The sequence below is a fragment of the Rhodoferax sp. genome, from assembly GCF_030646845.1.
GTDB lineage: Bacteria > Pseudomonadota > Gammaproteobacteria > Burkholderiales > Burkholderiaceae_C > Rhodoferax.
Genome location: NZ_JAUSLE010000014.1, coordinates 1 through 16,025, shown reverse-complemented (window position 1 = coordinate 16,025; position 16,025 = coordinate 1). Strand labels below are relative to the sequence as shown.

The window sequence follows — 16,025 nt, the reverse complement described above, 5'->3', positions numbered from 1 at the left end:
TCTTCGGGCTTTTTGTAGTCCGCCAGCAGCGCATCAATCAGGTCGCTGGGTAAGGGTTTCATTTCTACGGTCATCATTGCTCCATGCAAGACAGCAGTTTCCTGCCAAAAGACCGTTTACACAAAACTTCTTACACCCTCCCGATCAGCCCAAGGCATGCCAATCAACGGGTGTGTGGTTGGCGTATGTGGTCCCTCACCGGATGCCAATCGATCCAAAGAGGGCATCTTTCAGGATCGTTTGGGTATTCATGGTCCTGAGCAGCCCCAGACTGTTGACGCCCGCATTGATGACCGTGAGTGTCTGTATTTTCTGATCATTGAGTGTGTTCTGGATCAGTGTTGTCAATGCTGTTCCTGCCACCACTTGCGATCCGACGCCCGGAGCAACCGGAGTACTCTGGATCGGCGCCCCCGCTGTGGTTCCTGCTGCCACCTCCGATCTGACGCCCGTATCCACAATGTTGCCTGCGCCATTCTGGATGATGCCCGCCTTGGCAAGTGCGTCGTTGACAACTCTGGCCGTCTCAGCCGTTATTTTGCTGATGTCGGGCAGGTTGAAGCTGATTTTGGTCACGATGTTGCCATTGATCATGACCGTCTTGACGATACCGAAAGACACCGACAGCCCTGAGCCTGCATCAAATCCGCCACGCATGTTGTCCAGACGTTCATCGCTTGCAGCCAGCCATTCCGCAGGCCGTAACGCGTCTTGTCTTTCAGGCGCCAGACCGATGCCAAAGCAGGCATTGCCTGCGGTCAGCAGCAGGCAGGTGCTGACTAATTTTCCTGATAAATTGTTCATGATGTTGCATCCGTCAAAAGTCCCCTGGACCAAACTTCGTCAAGCTTATGCTGCCCATGCCGTCAAATTGAATCCCGGTCGCCAAGGGCGCCCTGGGCGCAACCTGCCAGTCAACTGGATCGTTGAATTTGGCCTGTGCCTGTTTGTTGTGAACGACAAACAGCAGCTTGTTGACCCAGATGGATTCGAAACTGTCTCTGGATACAGCCCGTGTCCCGCTTGATGGATCTCCGATCAAAATCCGGCCGTCACGCATACCCTTGATCACCACAAAATGGTGATAGCCGTTCTCGGCAATCAAGACAATGGCCGGCAGGCCCGACTCCACCAGTTTTCCAAGTGGCAGCTCAAAGCCGTCAGCCCGAAATTGGTGTGCATTCAAATAGGTCTTCATGTCCAGCAAGGAAAACCCTTCACGACGAATCTTCGCCTGGTCGCCGCGCGCAAACATCTCTTCAAACACCGACTGCTCCGTGACCGGGTAGCCGTAATGGTGCGTGAGCAAGGTCGCCACAGCGGCGGAGCCACAGCTGAAGTCGTACTGCTGCCGTGCGGTGGCCTTGAAGCGGGCCTCCTTCAGGCTGGTGACCTTGACCGCATATCTGCCTCCACTGATGCCAGACAGCTCGAGCGTATCGGCCCGCGCTGTTGTAAAGGCTGAACCCATGCTGGCGATGATCAGAACGAGAAGATATCGCATGGTCTATTGGTACTGCAGGTTGATGATCGTGGCGTTCTGTATCAGAACATTCGACCCCGAGTTCTGAATCACCGTCGGAAATCCGCTCGCATTGGTAAATGCGCCGTCGGCGATGTAGTTGCTCCCGGTCGTGACATTGACCGCGGCATTGTCGGCCACCGTGCCGCTCAATTTCATGTCGTTCTTGACAAGGTCGAAGCCGCCGCGATAGTCGCCTAACTGGCGGCTCGTCATGGGCACGCCAAAGCCCGAAACCGCAACTGCCTCAGTGGGCTCAATCGGCGCTGGCTGCACTGCGACTGCAACTTCGGGCGCGTCGACTGCCGACTGAGAGAATCCATCCAGAGTGGTCTCATTGGCTAAAGACCAGCCAGACGAGCACAGCGCCAAGGCTAGTGTCGCCTTCACCGCAAAAAGAAATGATTGCATCTTCGTCTCCATGTAGGTGCCGATCGCTGGCTGACATCAGGTTCATCCAGCGATCGGCTCAGCCCCTTACTTGATACCACCCATAGTCAAGTTGGCCTGGACGTTGACACTTTGCTGCACCAGCGAGCTCAGACCGCTGTTTTGTGCTGCAATCATGATGCCGGCTGCCGATTGCCCGACCGAACTCATCACGTTGGACATGTTGAAGGTCCCTGCGTCAACATGAATGCTGCCGCCTGCACCACCAGAGCCGCCATTGCCGACGCCGCCATTGCCGACGCCGCCGGTCACAGTTCCGCCGGATCCACCAGCACCGCCACTGTTGCCGCCACCACCAGCGCCGCCGGAGCCGCCATTGCCAGCTGTTGCACTGCCATTGGTCGCGCTGCCGTTGCTTGCATCGCCGTTGCTTGCGGTTCCGCCAGCACCACCCGTGCCACCGTTGTTTTGCGCCGTGCCACCGTTGCCGCCATTGCCACCGGCTGCGCCGACGGCGCCGTTGCCGCCCGTGCTGTATCCCGACGCGCCTACGGCACCTGCGCCGCCTGTGCCGCTCGAGGCGGTAGCACCGGCGCCGCCCGTGCCACTGCCAGCAGCTGCACCGGCACCACCTGCGCCACTGGAAGCGGCTGCACCTGCGCCGGCTGTGCCGCTACCAGCGGCTGCACCTGCGCCACCTGCGCCACTGGCGCCGGTCCCACCGGCTGCGCCTGCTGCTGCAGTGCTGGTGCCGGCTGCGCCCGCTGCGCCTGCCGCACCTGTGGCTCCGGAGCCACCGGCGCCACTGGTCCCGGATCCGGCATTGGCCGTACTGCCGCCATTGCCGCCGGTGCTGCCGCCGCCGTTGGCGCTGCTGGCTCCAGCACTGATGCTGCCGCCACCACCGGCACCGCCACTACCATCGGCTGAATTCGCGGCACTAGCATTGCCACCATTGCCCGCTGGAGGTGTGCTCACACCACCGTTGGCACTGCCGCCGGTGGCTCCTTGCGAACCACCTTGGGAGCCACCCGCCGCGGCCAGAGTGCCGCCAGTGGTTCCTGAGCCGCCGCCATTGGCGCCTGAACCGCCGCCACTGGCGTCTGCGCCTGAGCCACCGCCATGGGCCATGCCGCTTGAAGCGCCGGCCCCGCCGGAGCCGCCGGCCCCGCCCAATCCGCCTGTTGCGTTGCCTGAGCTGCTGCTACCGCCGGCACCCGCAGTCGCGCTGCCCGTGCTGCCGCCAGAACCGCCAGCCGTGCTGCCCGTGCTGCCGCCAGAACCGCCAGCGGTGCTGCCCGTGGCGCCGCCAGAACCGCCAGCCGTGTTGCCGCTGTTACCGCCCGAGCCCCCAGCCGTGTTGCCGCTGTTGCCACCAGCGCCGCCAGCACCGCCATGCGCCATGCCACCGTCGCCGCCAGCGCCACCAGCGCCACCGCTGGCGCCGTTGCCACCCGTGCTCGTTGCGTTTCTGGCATAGCCGCCATTGCCGCCGTTGCCAGCGTCGTTAGAGCCATTGGAGGCGCTGCCGTTTGAAGCACTGCCATTGGTGGCGCTGCCACCAATCGCGCCTACTGCGCCGGCACCGCCTGTTGCAGTGGCCCCATTGCCACCAGAACCCGAAGCGCTTCCGCCATAGCCGACACCACCGGTGCCACCGTTGCCGGCGGCGCCGTTGGCGTTCCCGGCGTTGGATGCGTTGTTGCCGATGCCATAAATCAAGTTGCCGCTGACAGTTCCACTCAGGTTGCTGACAGCCGTGGCGGTGGTAGTGTTAAAGGCGTTCGAGAAATTGGAGGTTGCTGTCCCACCGTTATTGGCAGCTGCCGCGCCCGCAGCCGTGGCCCTGGCGTTACCACTTGAATTGTTCTGGTTGGCGCTCTTGTCGTTGTTCTGGTCGGATTGATTCCGGTTGTCAGAATTGTTGCTGTTGTCAGCCTGGTTCCTGTTGTCGGAACGGTTGCTGCTGTCGTTGTTGCGGTTACTGCTGCTGTCCGCCCAACTGGAACTGTCACTGTTGTCCTGGTTCGCGGTCGAATATTCATTCGCCGCGGCGCCGGTGTTTCTACGCTGGTCGGAATTCGCGGTCGCAGTCTGGTTGTTGTTCGCTGCCGTGTCCGCAGTGTTGTTGGTTTGCGGGTTCGCCATTACCTGGCCCGAGATACCGAAGGCAACAGCGATAGCCGACGCCAGTAGTGTCTTTTTCATGATGGTTCCTTTGAAAAATGCGAGTAGAGATTTGCATGGCTCGGTATATGAAATACACCAATCCGATGCAAACGTTGCATCTTTCATGCCATGGGTGGAATAGCCATGTGCAAGTGCTTGATAAGCATAGGAAAACTTTTTTCCTGATCTGTTTAAAGGCCTCTCTTTTGCAGGAAGAAATGCTTCGTAAATGAGCTGGCAACCAGGTACCTGTCTCGCCGGCGTTACAGTCCGGCCGGCACACGGCTCAGCCCTGTTTTAGATATCGCAAATTGACCAGGATTTCCCCGCTGGATTCAACGACATGGACCATTCTGAAGAAACATTTCGTAACGCGACGAGGGTGTCTCAAAGTTGATACACCTGGTGCTCGAAGTGACGACGGGTAGCAAAGCATTGACCGCTTCGATGACCTGGACAGGGTCTGCCCAGAGGCATGGGCGATCCCATTGCATCGAGGGGAAACCTGAATGGCAGGCGGACTTCGGGATCTGGCTCAGGGACTGATGCCGTGTTTTTCCATCAGCCGATACAAGGTCATGCGAGACACTCCCAGATCACGCGCCGCCCGGGTGATGTTGCGGCCGTTGCCTTGCAGGCTGAAGTGAATGGCGTCGCGTTCGGCGCGGATGCGGGCTTCGTCCAGTGCATCACCATTGCGCAGGGCGTTGGGCACTTGAAGATCAAGGTCTTCCGGAGTGATCAGGCGGCCTTCGGCCATCACCATGGCCCTTCTGATGCGGTTGATGAGTTCACGCACATTGCCAGGCCAGTCGTGTGCCTTGATGGCGAGCATGGCCCGGTTGCTGAACCCCGTCAGCCGGGGATTCCGTTCATGCGCGAACGCTTTGAAGAAGTGTTCGACCAAGGGGTCCAGATCATCCTTTCTTTCCCGCAGGGCTGGCACCGTCAACGGCAGCACGTTAAGCCGATACAAAAGGTCCTCACGGAAGCGGTCTGCCCTGACAGCGTCCGCGAGGCGCGTGTGTGAGGCCGCGATCACCCGCACATCGACTTCGATGCTGCGGGATGAGCCGATCCGGTTGATGGTTCGCTCCTGCAGGAACCGCAGCAGGTTCGCCTGCAGTTCCATCGGCAAGTCGCCAATTTCGTCGAGGAAGAGGGTGCCGCCGGCCGCAGACTCAATCAAGCCCCGCTTGTCCTTGGTGGCGCCCGTGAATGCACCACGCTCATAGCCGAACAGTTCCGACTGGATCAGGTTGGCGGGGATGGAGCCGCAATTTACAGCGATGAAGGGCCCCTGCGCTCTTGCTGAATGGTTGTGAATGGCATGCGCCGTCAGCTCTTTTCCACTGCCGCTCTCGCCCCAGATCAGCACGGGGGCACTGGCATGGGCGACCTTGGCAATCTGTTTGCGCAAATGTTGAATGGCCGCGCTCTGGCCCACCAGTCCCATGTCACGCTTGCCGCCGTTCGCCGCCTCGGGCGCCGGGCCGTTCAGTTCAGCAAATCCATAGGCATGGCCCAGGGTGTGATTGAGCCGGAACGGGTCGATTGGCCATGTATGAAAGTCGAAAAGATGTTGCACACTCAGCGCCCGATACTCGGGCAGCTTGATCATTTCCGCAGGGAAAACGCCCACCCATTGGACTGACTGGTGCCCCTCAAGCATCGCATCCACCTCCACGACGCCAGCGGTGTGGATGTTGTTGAGCAGGAGAAGACCCACCGGGTAGAAATGATCTTTCAGTGCCTTGCGGGCGGCATCCAGATCATTGACAGCGCAGAGATCCCAGGATGACGACAGCACGAAGGGAATGGGCAAGAGGGAGGTATTCCCCAAAGTGACGCTTAACAACTTACGCAATGACATTTGCACCTTCCTTTGTCATTTCCCCGATTTCCAGGCTTCGAAGCGCGCGGGCGCGCATTCATGAAGCATCAGTCGCAAAGGGCAACTGGAAGCGTATCCAGAAGCGTTTGCACGTGTCTTGATATTTCTCACGGTGACAGTCGACATCGGTGGCATCTGCTCTGGGCCCTCCTTGATATTGCGCAACACTGGCCGCGGTGTGTTCTTCAACACTAGCGACGTGGGTGGGGGCCTTTTTTTTGATCTTTTGGTCATTCGGAGAAAAAAGTCATGGCACATCTGAAATTGCCCGGCATCAGTGCGGTGGGCTGCGCGGTCATGTTGCTGCTGGGCGGTGTGGTCCATGCGCAATCCGTCGCGGGGTCTGCGCAGGACATCGAGGCGCGCCTGGAAGCCCTGAACCAGGAGGTGATGGCGCAGAAGAAAAGACTGGTGCACCTCGAATCCATCCAGCAGCAATTCACCGGACAGAAGCTGCTGCTTGAATCGCTGGAACGGCGGGTGGCTGAACAACAGGTGGCGCTTGATGCGCTGCGCGGCACCGCCAGCTGGGATACTCTTGCCGCGCAACGTGGCGCAGGAAAACCAGGCACAGGCGAGCCGGAGTTGGTGGCGCAGGCCCAGTCGAGTGAGACCGCGCCGGTTGGGCAGGCGCCCAGCACGTCGGGCCGTCCGCCGGAGGTGGCGCCCCTGTTTGAGCAGCCAGGTGTGCTCACGCCCCAGGGCCGCTACGTCCTGGAGCCATCATTGCAGTATGGTTATTCATCAAGCAACCGGGTTGCCTTGGTGGGGTACACCATCATTCCGGCGCTTCTGATCGGCTTGATTGACGTGCGCGAAGTCAAGCGCAACACGCTGACCGCTGCACTGTCGGGGCGCTTTGGCATCACGAACCGGCTCGAAGTTGAGGCCCGGGTACCTTACGTTTACCGGACAGACTCCAATGTGGAGCGTGAGTTCGGGGTTGGCAGTGCGGCTGCCAATGTCTTCTCGGCAAACGGCCTGCACGTGGGCGACGTCGAGCTGGGTGCACGTTACCAGTTGAATGATGGCGGCGTCGACAAACCTTTTTACATTGGCACCCTGCGCTTCAAAACGCGCACCGGAAAAGACCCATTCGACGTCGTGACTGATTGCAGGCAACGCTGTCTCGACAATACCTCCGGCACTGGCTTGCCGCTGGATCTGCCGACCGGCTCCGGATTCAATTCCCTGCAGGCGGGCCTGACCGTGCTCTACCCGTCGGACCCTGCGGTATTTTTCGGGAGTGTTACCTACACGCACAACTTCTCGCGGGACAACGTCAGCCGCCTGGTGTTGAATGGTGAGCAAGAATATTTGGGGACCATAGCACCGGGCGCTGTCGTGGGCTTCAACTTCGGCATGGGGCTGGCGTTGAACGAGAAGTCTTCCTTCAGCCTCGGCTACGACCACAGCTCGGTGGGCAGGACCGAGATGAACGGCGTGGTGGTCGCCGGCTCAGTCAGGACGCAGCTGGCCACCTTGCTGCTCGGTTACTCCTACCGGCTCAGCCCCAAGACCACTTTGAACGTGTCGGTGGGCGCCGGCCTCACGCGTGACACGCCGGATGTGTCGTTGACCATCCGTCTGCCGATGACGTTTTGACGGGCCGTTCGCTGGAGCGGGGCGCGGCCTGAATGGAGTTGACGGATGCTGCTTTTTTCTCTGGATCCTGACCTCACGTTCGCGCAGGCACTGGCTTCCAGTCTGGGGGTCTCGCTGGCGTCGCATGAAGACCGGCGGTTCGAGGATGGCGAGCACAAGCTGAGGCCGCTCGCTGACCCGCGCGGCAGCGATGCGTATGTCATCTACAGCCTGCATGGTGGCCCGCAGGACAGCCCGCATGACAAGCTGTGTCATCTGTTGATGTTCATCGCCACCTTGCGCGAGCACGGCGCGGCGCGTGTGACCGCCGTGGTGCCGTATCTGGCCTATGCGCGCAAGGACCGGCAGACCAAGCCCTTTGATCCGGTGACGTTGCGTTATGTTGCGCAGCTCTTTGAGGCCGTCGGCACGTCGCAGGTGATTGTGCTGGAGGCCCACAATGTGGCGGCGTTCCAGAACGCATTTCGCTGCACGACGCTGCATCTTGAAGCGCATTTGGCCTTTGACACCATCGTGACAGAACTTGCTGGCGAGCGGGCGCTGGCGGTGGCGTCGCCCGATCCCGGTGGCGTCAAGCGCGCGCAGCTGTGGCGCGAGTCGCTGGAGAAAAGGCTGTTGCGTCCCGTTGGTTTTGCGATGGTGGACAAACGCCGCAGTGCGGGCGTTGTCAGCAGCGACAACCTGGTGGCCGGGGAGGTTGGCGGCATGACGGTGCTGTTGCTCGATGACCTGATCGCCAGCGGCGAGACCATGAAGCGGGCGGCCCTGGCGCTGCGTCAGGCCGGCGCGCGTGAGGTATTGGCGTTTGCGGCCCATGGCCTGTTCATCGGGCCGGCCGCCGATGTGCTGGGCGATGACAGCATTTCAAGAATCGTTGTGACGGACAGCGTGCCGCCATTTCGCATGCCCCCGCACGCCGCGGCGCGCAGCAAGCTTCGCGTGGTGTCAGCGGCGCCGCTGTTTGCGCAGGCTATTTCTGCGAGTCATGCGGCGTGGTCGCGCTGAAGGCGTCCAGCGCCGTCAGGGCCCGGGCGATATAGCGGGCGGCCATTGGCGGCCATTTTTCGGGCGCACGGGGTTGGGGGTCCAGCAAATGGGCCATGGCAAGGCGGGCACGCAACAAGGCGCGATGCGCCGTATACAGATGCATCAAGGCCGGGGCGGGGCAGTCGTCCAGAACTGCCGCACAGCCTGAGGTGAGGCGCTCGCCAATCCACGGCGCACCCGCCATGGCACATTCCAGACCCAGATAGGCGATTTCGTCGAAGGGATCGACCTGGCGCAGTTGCGGGTTGAACTCCAGGCAGTCGATGATTACCGGAGGCTGCACCAGGCAGACGTGTTCAGGTCGCAGGTCCCCGTGCCCCTCGAGCACGCGTTGGCGGGAAGCGCGGCTGCGCAACAGGCCGGCGCCTCGCGCCAACGCCATGCCTAGCCGGTCAATGGCCAATGCAGCGTCGCGCAGCTGGAACTGCGGTCGCAGCAACACCTCCCGGTTCGAGGCCTGCTCGTACTGGAAGCGGGCCAGGTACTCGTCAGGACTCACAGGCGCCACCGGGGCCGTGCGGTAAAACGTGCCCAACAAGTGAATCAGCGCGTCAATATCCTGTGGCGCAACATTCCCTTCTGCGATCAATTGATTGAGCATGCGATCCGGCGACAAGCGCCGCATCCAGACCAGCCAGTCGACCGTCTCGCCGGCGTCGGCCCCACGCGCTTCATCCGCTACCAGCGCGAAGCGGCCATCACGCCACTGCAAAGACTTCAAGCCAAGGTAGACGCCCGGCGCCAGACGCCGATTCAGCCGGACTTCCTCCCGGCAATAGAACTCGCGTGAGCTCAGGCTGGTGAAGTCGAGGAATGGAAAGCGCACCGGCTTCTTGAGTTTGAAGACCTCGTTGCCAATCAGAAAAACCCAGGACATATGGGTTTCGATGCACTCCAGGTGCGCCGCGGGTTGGCCGTAGGCCTCGGGCGTCTGCAGGAACTTCAGCTTGGCCTCAATCTCGGGCATGGTGCAGTCAGGCCTTAAAACAGACCCGCCAGCCTTTTCAGGGGCTGGCGGTGGCAGTGAGGACCCCGGGCCAGTTCGTCGCGCTGGCTCGTCTGGGGACGTCCTCATCCGTCTTGATGTCAAGCACCAAGACTTGGCCCAATTCCTTGGACCCCCCAGCTCTGCACTGCGCCGGTTCGCCTGAGGCGACCCTGACATAGTGCAACTCCACTATAGTTTTTGCCGCGCTGATTTCGTTGAGGATTCTCAATCGAAGTGAAGGAAACGAGAGTTTCACAGCATGCAGCAGTGGCAGGGCGACTGACCGCTTTCGCCCGCTCTTGCGGGATGCGCATTGAACCGGCAGGTTTGAGAATTGTCAACAGCCAAAAATGGTCGCCGCGCGATCATGGTTCACGGACAAGCGCTTGGTACGAATGACTGGTTTCGCCGACCGGATCAAGCTTCGCGGAGAGTCCGGAAATGACGCTTGGGATATGACGCAAATTCTCGTTCTTTACTATTCGCGCACCGGCCTCACGCAGACCATCGCCAGGCAGGTTGCCCGTGCCTGCAATGCCGACCTCGAGCCCATCGAAGACGTCACGGGGCGCGACGGGGCCACCGGCTATGTGCGGTCTGCACTGGAAGCGGCCATGCATCTGGAGACGCCGATCCGCCGCGCCACGCGGGTGCCCGGCGACTATGACATTGTCGTCATTGGTACGCCGATCTGGTTCTGGAATGTGGCCAGTCCGGTGCGGACTTACATCCAGAGGCACCGTCGCCAGTTCCGGCGCGTTGCCTTTTTTTGCACGTATGGCGGCTCCGGATCGGCCAAGGTGCTGTCCGATCTGGAGCATCTGTGTGGCAGACCTGCCGTGGCCACCCTGGCGGTCGTCGACGCCGACATCACAGGCAAGCGTTATCACGACCGGATGTCGAAATTTGCCGCCGCAGTGCGAAGCTCAGGCAAATTGCTCAGGCGACGCACGCCTGGTCAGGGCGAGTTTGGAAAGTCGTCACCCGGGCTCTAGAGGGCAGGGAGTAAGCCGGGCGTGGTGGCTGGCTCGCCGGGTTCGCGGCAATTGCCAACCAGTCCGCGCCGGCACCAATGTCAATATGGTCTTGTGCAGACAGCGACGGTGCGCGCAGCCGCAGATCAACTACCATGCAAGCCGTCAGAAGAATGTGTGGCCCGGATATCGGGTGGCGCGCTCCGGATGACTTTTTCTTCGAAGGGCTTGCTCATGGCGATTGGTTGGATGACGGTATTGAAGATGGTCCCCTGGACCGATGTCATCAGCAATGCGCCGGTGATCGCCGACGGGGCGAAGAAGCTGTGGAACGCCGTGGCAAGGAAGTCGCCATCGGCCACAGACGCCCAGCCTGCGCTCTCACCAGGGGCAGACGCCGTCGCCACACTGCAGGCGCGGCTCGCGGCGGTAGAGGCCACGGTGCTTGATTTGCACCAGCAGATGCTGGCCTCTTCGGAACTGATCAAGGCCCTTGCGGATCAGAATGCGCAACTGATCAGGCGCGCCGAGGTCCATCGGGTCCGGCTGGTACGGTTGGCATGGGCCACCGTCGTTCTGGCTATTGTCGTTTTGGCCAACCTGGCCCTGCCGCTGGTCGGCTGAAAATCAACCAAGGAAGTGCTCACCATGAAGACCCGTACCCTGTTTCTGCTCATTGTCCTGGTAGCGATAGCTGGCTTCTCGGCGCTCAACTGGGGCGCGTTCATCACGCCGACCACGCTCAACCTGGGTGTTGTTGACGTGCAGGCGCCGCTGGGGCTGGTCATGCTTGGCGCCCTGGTTCTGGTTGCCGCAGTATTCCTCGTGTACATCGTCTATCTGCAAACGACGGTCCTGCTGGATGCCCGTCAACACGCCAAGGAGTTGCAGAGCAACCGCAAGCTGGCCGACCAGGCCGAGGCTTCTCGCTTCACCGAACTGCGCGGCTTTCTCGATACGGAGCTCAAGCGCCAGTTGGCGCAGGATGCCGAGTCCAGGGCGGCCGTGCTGGCCCGGCTTGATCAGCTTGATCGTGAGCTTCGCATGGCCGTGGAGCAGTCGGGCAATTCGCTTGCAGCCAGCCTTGGAGAACTGGAAGACCGGCTTGACAACGGCAACAAGGACGCCGGCCGCACCTTCCTGGCCTGACTGACGTCAACGGCCGCGCAAAAAGAGCTTGTCCAGGTCTTTGAGGGTGACTTGCCGCCAGGTCGGGCGGCCATGGTTGCACTGGTCAGCGCGGTCGGTCGCTTCCATCTGGCGCAGCAGGGCATTCATTTCCTCCAGCGTCAGGCGGCGGTTGGCGCGCACTGCGCCGTGGCAGGCCATGGTGGCCAGCAGCTCGTTCTGCGCGCGCTGGATGACGGTGCTGGCATCGTGGGCGCTGAGTTCGGCCAGCACACTGCGCGCGAGTTCGGTCGCGTCGCCCTGTGCCAGTGCCGTGGGCACGGCGCGCACTGCCAGCGTCCTGGCCGAAAACGGGGTGATGACCAGCCCCAGGATTGTCAGCACGTGGGCGCTGGCCTCGGCGGTTGCCACTTCCTGTGGCGTGGCCGCAAAGGTCACGGGAATCAGCAGCGGCTGGCTGGCCAGGCCCTGGTAGCCGGAACCGTCGGAAGCAGCCTCCAGCTGCGCCTTGAGCCGCTCGTAGACGATGCGTTCATGGGCCGCGTGCATGTCCACAATGATCAGGCCCTGCGCGTTTTCCGCCAGGATGTAGACGCCCTGCAATTGCGCCAGCGCACGGCCCAGCGGCCAATCTGCGGGCGTCTCCACGGGCGCCGAATCCGTCCAGGTTGCTGCAGCGGCCGCGACGGGCTCGACCTGAGTTGTGGCGCGGTCCCAGAGCAGCCCCAGGTCGCTGACCCTGTGTCCGGCATTTGCTTCAAAATTGATAGCTGGCTGCGCAGAGTACATGGGGGCCAGAGGCCGATTTGATGCATAAACCCCAGGCGTGGCCGAGTCTGGGACCTGGCCCGAGCTGCCTGCACCACCGGTTTGCACGGCGTTGGCGGCGCGCGATGCGGCCAGCGCATCCTCCACCGCGTGGCGCACGGCCTGATGGACTTCGCGGCTGTCCCGAAAGCGCACCTCGATCTTGGTCGGGTGCACGTTCACGTCCACCCGCGTCGGCTCGATCTCGACGTGCAGCGCATACACCGGCTGGCGGTGGCCGTGCAGCACGTCTTCATAGGCGCTGCGGGCGGCGTGGGTGATCACCTTGTCGCGCACAAAGCGGCCGTTGACATAGCAGAACTGCTGGTCGGCGCGCGACCGTGCGGCGTCGGGGATGCCGGCACGACCCCACACCCGGACCACTGGCGCGTTCAGCAGGTGGCTGTTGCTGGTGCTGCGGTAGTCCACCAGCACGGAGCGTTCAACAAAGTCGGGACCCAGCACATCGGCCAGACGCTGGTCCAGTGTCGCTGCGGCACGCATGGGGCCCTCGCCCTGGCCGGCGGCGTGGCAGCGGCGCCATTGCTCCACCAGCTTGCCCTCATGCCAGATGGCAAAGCCGACGTCGGGCCGTGCCAGCGCGTGGCGGCGCACCGCCTCCACACAGTGCGCCAGCTCGGAGGCGTCGGTCTTGAGAAATTTGCGCCGCGCCGGGGTGCTGAAAAACAGCTCCTTCACCTCCACCGTGGTGCCGGTGCTGCGCGCCACCGGTTTCAGTTCGCCCGTGCGTCCGTCCAGCAGATATGCACTGGATTGGCCTGTAGCCCTCGAATATATTGCGCAGTCAGCTATTGAATTGATAGCGGCCAGCGCCTCGCCGCGAAACCCCATGGTGCCAACCGACTCCAGGTCCTGCAGGTTGCTGATCTTGCTGGTGGCATGACGCCTGAGCGCAATGGGCAGTTCTTCGCGCAGGATGCCGGCGCCGTCGTCTTCCACCGAGATCAGCCGCACGCCACCGGCCAGCAGCCGCACCGTCACCTGTGTGGCGCCGGCGTCCAGTGCGTTGTCCACCAGTTCGCGCACCACCGAGGCCGGGCGCTCCACCACCTCGCCGGCGGCGATCTGGCTGATCAGCTCATCGGGCAGTTCACGAATGGGGCGGCGGGGGGCGGGGGAAAGGACAGCGTTCACAGGGGGCATTTTAGGGTGCGGGGATAATCCAGTCCCATGGAACTAGCAACCTTTCTCATCGACTTCATTCTGCATGTGGACAAACACCTGGAGGCGTTTGTCCAGAACTACGGCCTGTGGGTGTATGCCCTGCTGTTCTTGATTATTTTTGTCGAGACCGGCGTGGTGGTCATGCCATTTCTGCCGGGCGACTCGCTCCTGTTTGTGGTGGGGGCGCTGTGTGGCGCGGGCCTGATGAGCTTTCCGGTGGCCTGTGCCGTGCTGATTGCGGCCGCGGTGTTGGGTGACCAGTGCAACTACACCATCGGACGCTATTTTGGGCCGAGGGTGTTCAAGTGGGAAAACTCGCGGTTTTTCAACAAGGCCGCATTTGACCGGGCGCATGATTTCTACGAGCGCTATGGCGGCATCACCATCATCCTGGCGCGGTTCATGCCGTTTTTGCGCACTTTTGCGCCGTTTGTGGGCGGCGTCGCAGCCATGAGCCGTGTCAAGTTCACCCTTTTCAACGTGGTGGGTGCGCTCATCTGGGTGCTGGGCATTTGCACCGCAGGTTACTTTTTGGGCAGCATTCCCTGGGTCAAGACGAACCTGGACAAAATCATCTGGGCCATGATCTTGATTCCTGGCCTGGTCGTGATGTTCGGCGCCTGGAAGTCACGCCGCAAGCCGGTGCAATTTTGACCCGCGGCGGGCTGAACCGCCGGCGCTGATCTAGCTGACGGTGCGGTTCCTGGCCAGCGGCGGGTTTTTCGAGAAATAGCGTTCGATGCCACGCATCAGGGCGCTGGCCAGTTGCTCCTGGTATTCGTCGCTGTTGAGCTTGGCCTCTTCCTCAGGGTTGCTGATGAAGGCGGCCTCCACCAGCACGCTGGGGATGTCCGGTGCCTTGAGCACCGCAAAGCTCGCTTGTTCGACCCTGGGTTTGTGCAGCTTGCCCACCCGGCCGATCTCGCCCAGCATGGCACCGCCCAGTTTCAGGCTGTCGTTGATTTGGGCCGTGGTGCTCATGTCAAACAGGGCGCGTTTCACCTGTGCGTCTTTGGCCTTCACATTCAAACCGCCAATCCGGTCGGCCTTGTTTTCCTTGGCCGCCATCCAGCGCGCAGCGGTGCTGGAGGCGCCGCCCTGGCTGAGCGCGAAGACGCTGGCGCCTTGCGGCCGGGGCGTGAAAAACGCGTCGGCATGGATGCTGATGAACAGGTCAGCCTGCACATGCCGGGCCTTTTGCACCCGCACGTGCAGCGGCACGAAGAAGTCGGCATCGCGCGTCAGGTAGGCGCGCATGGTGTTGCCGTTGATGCTGGTGGCATTGATGCGGTCGCGCAGGCGGTGCGCCAGGCGCAGCACCACATCTTTTTCGCGTGTGCCGCCGGGTCCGATGGCACCGGGGTCTTCACCGCCGTGGCCGGGGTCCAGGGCAATGATGATCAGGCGGTCAGTCCGGGCTGCTGCCGCGTTGGCGCCGGTTGCCGCGGGCTCCGGCGCCTTGGCTTGCTGGCTGCCTTTGGGGGCCGATGCCAGCTTCTGGGCCTGTTGGGCAATGAGCTCGCCCAGCGGGTCGGCGGGGGGTCTGGCCGGTGTGATGTCTTTCAGCCGCTCTGCAATCAGCGCCTCCAGCGGGTCCGCCACCTGCGTGGGGTACAGATCGAACACCAGCCGGTGCTCGTAGGCCGCCACCGGGGTCAGGGTGAACACCTGGGGCGAGATGGCCTGTTTCAAGTCCACCACCAGACGCACCACCCCGGGCGCGCTCTGGCCCACGCGAATGCCGGCAATGGTGGGGTCGTCCGCACGAACCTTGGCCACCAGTTCCTTCAGGGCCGGGTTGAGGTCAATGCCCTCGATGTCAACCGCCAGGCGCGGCGGGCTGGCGACAAAAAACTGTTTGGCTTTGAGTGCGGTGTCAGATTCGATGGTGACGCGCGAGTAGTCGGGCGCCGGCCATACCCGTACTGCCAGGATGGTGGCACCGCGGGCCAGGTGTTGCGCGCCCAGCAGCAGCACCACGGCGCCCGACTGCAGGAGGCTGCGGCGCTTCATGGGTGGCCCTCGCGAGGCAGGCCATGGTTGACGGCTTGCAGCAGCGCCACGCCAGTCGCAGTTTGCGCGGTCAGGGTTACCTGGCGGGCGTCATCACTCATGGCTTCGAGGTGAATGACCAGATCGGCGCGCGGCAGGAAACCGGCGGCTTTTTCAGGCCATTCGGCCAGCTTGAGGCCGGGGCTGGCAAAGATGTCCCGAAAGCCGGCGTCTTCCCATTCACGCGGGTCGCTGAAGCGGTAAAAGTCAAAGTGCCAGACGTTGAGGCCCGGCAGTTCATACGGCTCGACCACGGCGTAGGTC

15 protein-coding genes are annotated in these 16,025 nt (G+C 62.2%); 6 read left to right on the top strand and 9 right to left on the bottom strand.

Translation table 11 applies throughout. From position 1 onward, the window contains the following. Positions 1-195: 195 nt before the first annotated feature. The 5 genes from Q7T10_RS04270 to Q7T10_RS04250 form a co-directional block, all read right to left on the bottom strand. On the bottom strand, positions 196-804 hold the full coding sequence (locus tag Q7T10_RS04270; RefSeq protein WP_304746287.1) for a hypothetical protein: 609 nt from the start codon (positions 802-804) through the stop codon (positions 196-198). Between the two features lie 13 nt (positions 805-817). Then, complete coding sequence (locus Q7T10_RS04265) at positions 818-1,504, bottom strand: C39 family peptidase (RefSeq protein ID WP_304746285.1); 687 nt, start codon at positions 1,502-1,504, stop codon at positions 818-820. A 3-nt stretch (positions 1,505-1,507) separates the two neighbouring features. Next, complete coding sequence (locus Q7T10_RS04260) at positions 1,508-1,945, bottom strand: hypothetical protein (protein ID WP_304746283.1); 438 nt, start codon at positions 1,943-1,945, stop codon at positions 1,508-1,510. Positions 1,946-1,999: 54 nt separating this feature from the next. Continuing rightward, entirely contained in the window at positions 2,000-4,120 is a 2,121-nt protein-coding gene (locus tag Q7T10_RS04255) for a hypothetical protein (RefSeq protein WP_304746281.1), read from the bottom strand. A gap of 496 nt (positions 4,121-4,616) precedes the next feature. Continuing rightward, entirely contained in the window at positions 4,617-5,954 is a 1,338-nt protein-coding gene (locus tag Q7T10_RS04250) for a sigma-54 dependent transcriptional regulator (RefSeq protein ID WP_304746279.1), read from the bottom strand. Positions 5,955-6,224: 270 nt separating this feature from the next. On the opposite strand from Q7T10_RS04250, the gene Q7T10_RS04245 reads away from it, so the two are divergent. Both Q7T10_RS04245 and Q7T10_RS04240 read left to right on the top strand, forming a co-directional pair. Then, positions 6,225-7,580, top strand: coding sequence for an acetate kinase (locus Q7T10_RS04245; RefSeq protein WP_304746277.1), 1,356 nt, complete (start codon positions 6,225-6,227; stop codon positions 7,578-7,580). A gap of 45 nt (positions 7,581-7,625) precedes the next feature. Next, positions 7,626-8,585, top strand: coding sequence for a ribose-phosphate pyrophosphokinase (locus tag Q7T10_RS04240; protein WP_304746275.1), 960 nt, complete (start codon positions 7,626-7,628; stop codon positions 8,583-8,585). Here Q7T10_RS04240 and Q7T10_RS04235 read toward each other — a convergent pair. Beyond that, positions 8,551-9,594 (bottom strand): hypothetical protein, encoded by a 1,044-nt coding sequence (locus Q7T10_RS04235; protein WP_304746273.1) that lies wholly within the window; start codon positions 9,592-9,594, stop codon positions 8,551-8,553. The genes Q7T10_RS04240 and Q7T10_RS04235 overlap by 35 nt on opposite strands. A 476-nt stretch (positions 9,595-10,070) precedes the next feature. On the opposite strand from Q7T10_RS04235, the gene Q7T10_RS04230 reads away from it, so the two are divergent. The 3 genes from Q7T10_RS04230 (at position 10,071) to Q7T10_RS04220 (ending at position 11,738) form a co-directional block, all read left to right on the top strand. Then, on the top strand, positions 10,071-10,610 hold the full coding sequence (locus tag Q7T10_RS04230) for a flavodoxin (RefSeq protein ID WP_304746271.1): 540 nt from the start codon (positions 10,071-10,073) through the stop codon (positions 10,608-10,610). A gap of 186 nt (positions 10,611-10,796) precedes the next feature. Continuing rightward, complete coding sequence (locus Q7T10_RS04225) at positions 10,797-11,213, top strand: hypothetical protein (protein WP_304746269.1); 417 nt, start codon at positions 10,797-10,799, stop codon at positions 11,211-11,213. A gap of 24 nt (positions 11,214-11,237) precedes the next feature. Next, positions 11,238-11,738, top strand: coding sequence for a LapA family protein (locus Q7T10_RS04220; protein ID WP_304746267.1), 501 nt, complete (start codon positions 11,238-11,240; stop codon positions 11,736-11,738). 6 nt (positions 11,739-11,744) lie between these two features. On the opposite strand, the gene mutL is transcribed toward Q7T10_RS04220, so the two are convergent. Beyond that, positions 11,745-13,688, bottom strand: coding sequence for a DNA mismatch repair endonuclease MutL (gene mutL / locus Q7T10_RS04215; RefSeq protein ID WP_304746265.1), 1,944 nt, complete (start codon positions 13,686-13,688; stop codon positions 11,745-11,747). Positions 13,689-13,715: 27 nt separating this feature from the next. Between mutL and Q7T10_RS04210 the strand changes: the two genes are divergently transcribed. Next, positions 13,716-14,363 carry a DedA family protein gene (locus Q7T10_RS04210; protein ID WP_304746263.1) on the top strand — a complete coding sequence of 216 codons (648 nt, stop codon included), beginning with the start codon at positions 13,716-13,718 and terminating at the stop codon, positions 14,361-14,363. A 30-nt stretch (positions 14,364-14,393) separates the two neighbouring features. On the opposite strand, the gene Q7T10_RS04205 is transcribed toward Q7T10_RS04210, so the two are convergent. Both Q7T10_RS04205 and tsaE read right to left on the bottom strand, forming a co-directional pair. Then, a complete protein-coding gene (locus Q7T10_RS04205; protein ID WP_304746261.1) occupies positions 14,394-15,722 on the bottom strand; it encodes an N-acetylmuramoyl-L-alanine amidase in 1,329 nt (442 codons plus the stop codon). Next, on the bottom strand, positions 15,719-16,025 hold a 307-nt coding region (gene tsaE, locus Q7T10_RS04200; protein ID WP_304746258.1), incomplete at its 5' end, for a tRNA (adenosine(37)-N6)-threonylcarbamoyltransferase complex ATPase subunit type 1 TsaE. The genes Q7T10_RS04205 and tsaE, both read right to left, overlap by 4 nt.